The organism is Streptomyces sp. NPDC056503 (genome assembly GCF_042794995.1).
In the GTDB taxonomy this organism is placed as follows: domain Bacteria; phylum Actinomycetota; class Actinomycetes; order Streptomycetales; family Streptomycetaceae; genus Streptomyces.
Genome location: NZ_JBHTST010000252.1, coordinates 1 through 3996, shown reverse-complemented (window position 1 = coordinate 3996; position 3996 = coordinate 1). Strand labels below are relative to the sequence as shown.

5 protein-coding genes are annotated in these 3996 nt (G+C 72.3%); 4 read left to right on the top strand and 1 reads right to left on the bottom strand.

All coding sequences use genetic code 11. The features are described from left to right. The first annotated feature begins 243 nt into the window (after window positions 1-243). From ACFQ8C_RS36715 to ACFQ8C_RS36705, 3 genes are all read left to right on the top strand, one after another. Window positions 244-1569: a M20/M25/M40 family metallo-hydrolase gene (locus tag ACFQ8C_RS36715; RefSeq protein ID WP_383466262.1), complete on the top strand. Its 1326-nt coding sequence runs from the start codon at window positions 244-246 to the stop codon at window positions 1567-1569. 151 nt (window positions 1570-1720) lie between these two features. Next, entirely contained in the window at window positions 1721-1954 is a 234-nt protein-coding gene (gene chpH / locus ACFQ8C_RS36710; protein WP_015032475.1) for a chaplin ChpH, read from the top strand. A 172-nt stretch (window positions 1955-2126) separates the two neighbouring features. Then, window positions 2127-3023 (top strand): chaplin, encoded by an 897-nt coding sequence (locus tag ACFQ8C_RS36705; protein ID WP_383466260.1) that lies wholly within the window; start codon window positions 2127-2129, stop codon window positions 3021-3023. Window positions 3024-3081: 58 nt separating this feature from the next. On the opposite strand, the gene ACFQ8C_RS36700 is transcribed toward ACFQ8C_RS36705, so the two are convergent. Continuing rightward, complete coding sequence (locus tag ACFQ8C_RS36700) at window positions 3082-3270, bottom strand: DUF5703 family protein (RefSeq protein WP_383466258.1); 189 nt, start codon at window positions 3268-3270, stop codon at window positions 3082-3084. Between the two features lie 47 nt (window positions 3271-3317). Between ACFQ8C_RS36700 and ACFQ8C_RS36695 the strand changes: the two genes are divergently transcribed. Continuing rightward, complete coding sequence (locus ACFQ8C_RS36695) at window positions 3318-3950, top strand: hypothetical protein (RefSeq protein WP_383466256.1); 633 nt, start codon at window positions 3318-3320, stop codon at window positions 3948-3950. The last annotated feature ends 46 nt before the right edge of the window (window positions 3951-3996 follow it).

Here is a 3996-nt window from a genome sequence, read left to right as displayed (position 1 = left end):
TCCGAGGGGGGACTTGAACCCCCACGCCCGATAAAGGGCACTAGCACCTCAAGCTAGCGCGTCTGCCATTCCGCCACCCGGACAGGGTGTGTGTCTCGCGGCCCTGGGCCGTTCCGACGAGGGAAACCATAGCAAACATTCGGACCGGTCGATCACCACGCCCTTGCGCCGCCGGGGCGGGCGCGGGGGAGGATGGAGGCGACCACCAGCAAGCACGTGGGGCACGTCGTGGGAGGAAGCAGCGTGAGCGAGTCGAACACCGGCCGGACCGTCTCGGGTGAGGATGAGGTCGTCGACCTCTGCCGGGACCTCATCCGCATCGACACCAGCAACTACGGCGACCACTCCGGCCCGGGTGAGCGCGCCGCGGCCGAGTACGTCGCCGAGAAGCTCGCCGAGGTCGGCCTCGAACCGAAGATCATCGAGTCGCACAAGGGCCGCGCCTCCACCGTGGCCCGCATCGAGGGCGAGGACCCCTCCCGCCCGGCCCTGCTCATCCACGGGCACACCGACGTCGTCCCGGCCGACGCCGCGGACTGGACCCACCACCCCTTCTCCGGCGAGGTCGCCGACGGCTGCGTCTGGGGTCGCGGCGCCGTCGACATGAAGGACATGGACGCGATGACCCTCGCGGTCGTCCGCGACCGGCTGCGCAGCGGCCGCAAGCCCCCGCGCGACATCGTCCTCGCCTTCCTCGCCGACGAGGAGGCCGGCGGCACCTACGGCGCGCGCCACCTGGTCGACAAGCACCGCGGCCTCTTCGACGGGGTCACCGAGGCCATCGGCGAGGTCGGCGGCTTCTCCTTCACGGTCAACGAGAACCTGCGCCTCTACCTGGTCGAGACCGCCCAGAAGGGCATGCACTGGATGCGGCTGACCGTCGAGGGCACCGCGGGCCACGGCTCGATGACCAACGACGACAACGCCATCACCGAGCTGTGCGAGGCCGTCGGCCGGCTCGGCCGCCACCAGTGGCCGGTCCGCGTCACCAAGACCGTCCGCAGCTTCCTCGACGAGCTGTCCGACGCGCTCGGCACCCCGCTCGACCCCGAGGACATGGACGGCACCCTGGCCAAGCTGGGCGGCATCGCCAAGATGGTCGGCGCCACCCTGCGCAACTCCGCCGCCCCCACCATGCTCGGCGCCGGCTACAAGGTGAACGTCATCCCCGGCCAGGCCACCGCCCACGTCGACGGCCGCTTCCTGCCCGGCTACGAGCAGGAGTTCCTCGCCGACCTCGACCGGATCCTCGGCCCCAAGGTCAGGCGCGAGGACGTCCACGGCGACAAGGCCCTGGAGACCAGCTTCGACGGGGCCCTCGTCGACGCCATGCAGCTCGCCCTGCGGGCCGAGGACCCGATCGCCCGCGCGGTCCCGTACATGCTCTCCGGCGGCACCGACGCCAAGTCCTTCGACGACCTCGGCATCCGCTGCTTCGGCTTCGCCCCGCTCCAGCTGCCGCCCGAGCTGGACTTCGCCGGCATGTTCCACGGCGTCGACGAGCGCGTCCCCGTCGACGGCCTGAAGTTCGGCGTGCGCGTCCTGGACCGCTTCATCGACGCCTGCTGACCGAGGGGCCGACGGACGGCCGGATTCGACCGTCCGTTTGCCCTTGCCCGGAAAGAGTGAATGACCCCGGGGGCTCGTAGCCCCCTCCATTCCCCCTCGTTACAGGTGTTGCGGTCCGCGGCTGGGGCCGCATTGCCAACTAGGAGGAATAATGATCAAGAAGGTCGTCGCTGCTGCGGCTGCCACCGGCGGTCTCGTTCTCGCGGGCGCGGGCATGGCCGTCGCCGACGCGGGTGCCCAGGGTGCGGCCATCGGTTCCCCCGGTGTCCTCTCGGGCAACGTCGTGCAGGTCCCGGTTCACGTGCCCGTGAACGTCTGCGGCAACACGGTCTCCGTGATCGGCCTGCTGAACCCCGCCTTCGGCAACACCTGCGTCAACGCCTGACGTTGTGCCCCGCCCCTTGAGGGCGTGAGCCGTCCGGCCCCGGAGTGCGTGCCATGCACTCCGGGGCCGGTGGCCATTCCGCCCCGGGCACGGGCCCGGTGGCCCTCACTCCCCGCCGATCGGGCATCCCATGCCGGTCAGGCGCATTGCCGAGAAGGCAGGTAAGCAAGCTATGCGACAGGTCACGCGCAAGAGCATCATCACCGTCGCGGCGGCCGGAGGCGTCTTCGCGCTCGGCGGCGGCATCGCGCAGGCGGATTCCGGGGCGAGCGGCACGGCCGCGAACTCACCCGGCGTCGCGTCCGGGAACACCGTGCAGGTCCCGGTCCACGCCCCGGTCAACGCCTGTGGGAACACCGTCAACGTCGTCGGGGTGCTCAACCCGGCGATGGGCAACTCCTGTGCCAACATCCCCGCGCAGTCCCGCCCCGGCGCGGCCGGCGGCGCGTACGCGAGCGACTCCCCGGGCGTGGCCTCCGGCAACGCCGTGGTGGTGCCGGTCGAGGTTCCCGTGAACGTGTGCGGCAACAGCGTCACGGGCATCGGCCTCGGCAACCCCGCCATGGGCAACGACTGCGCCAACGGCCGGAACCCGGACACCGGCTACGGCGAGGAGCCCGGTGGTTACGGCGAGGAGCCGGGCGGTTACGGCGAGGAGACCCCGCCGGGGACCCCCGGAACCCCCGGGACCCCCGGCACCCCTGGTACGCCGGGGACTCCTGGCACCCCCGGTACGCCGGGAACTCCTGGCACCCCGGGGACCCCCGGTACGCCGGGCACCCCCGGTACGCCCGGTACGCCGGGGACTCCGGGTACGCCCGGCACCCCTGGTACCCCTGGTACGCCTGGTACGCCCGGTACCCCTGGTACGCCCGGCACCCCCGGTGTGCCGCCCAGCTCGGACGGCGGCTCGCACCACCCCGGTCCGGGGATCACGCCGCCGCCGGCCTCCCCGGACGAGCTCGCCGAGACCGGGGCGTCCGCGCCGCTCGGCGTGGTCGTCCCGGCCGCCGCGGGGCTGCTCCTCGCGGGCTCGCTGGTCTACCGCCGCTCCCGCCGCGGCGCCTGAGCCGCACCGGCCGGAACGCGAAGGGGCCCCGCGCCGTGCGGGGCCCCTTCCGCGTTCGTCACCAGGTCGCGCGGATCTGACGGATGATCCGCCGCTTCAGCCGCACTCTGCGACTGCCGTCCCGGCGCAGGGTGAGGCGGTCCAACTCCCAGTGTCCGTACTCGGCATGGTCGGTCAGAAGCCGCGTCGCCTCCCTGCGGGAGACCCCTCGCGGCACGTACACGTCGACAAATTCGTATTCCGGCATCGCATCTATTGTGCGGGCACCGGCCCGGTACGGATAGCGTCTGTCCCATGTCTGATGCTGCGCAGCCCACCGCTGCCGAGGTACGTGCCGCCGCAGAGGCGGTCAAGACCGCACTGGACCGCCACCTCGCGGCGGTCGAAGGCCGCACGGGGGACGACGACGCGGCGGTCTACGAGGCGTTCAACGCCCTCGCCGCGGCCGCCGAGACCTATGACGAACTCCTCTACGACCGCTACGACGAGGTGACCCCCTTCGAGATCCCGGGGGCCGACGACGGGCTGCCGCCCTACGCCGGACCTGACGAACCGCACGCCCTCAGCCTGCTGATCCGCCGCGACTACGCGGTGGCCGAGCCGCGCCGGCTGGTGGCCCAGGCCCGGCGCGTCGCCGACCTGGACCACGACGAGGACGGGCCCCGCACGACCGCCGCGGCGCTCGGCGTCCTCTTCGGGGAGTACGAACCCGACGAGATCGCCTCCCGGCACAAGGAGTTCGGTCTGGAGGAGGGCGACTCCACGCTCTGGGTCACCGCCGCCGGGGAACTGCCGGAGCCCGGGGAGTGGCTGGCCGCCCCCTTCGAGCAGGCCGACCCCGAGCGGATCGTCTGCCGTTTCGACATCAGCGCCGTCTTCGACGACGACGAGGACGAGGAGGCCGGTGAGGTGGCCGCCGACCGCTGACGCGCGCCGGGGAGGACGCCGGAGGGCCGGCACGTCACTTCGGTGA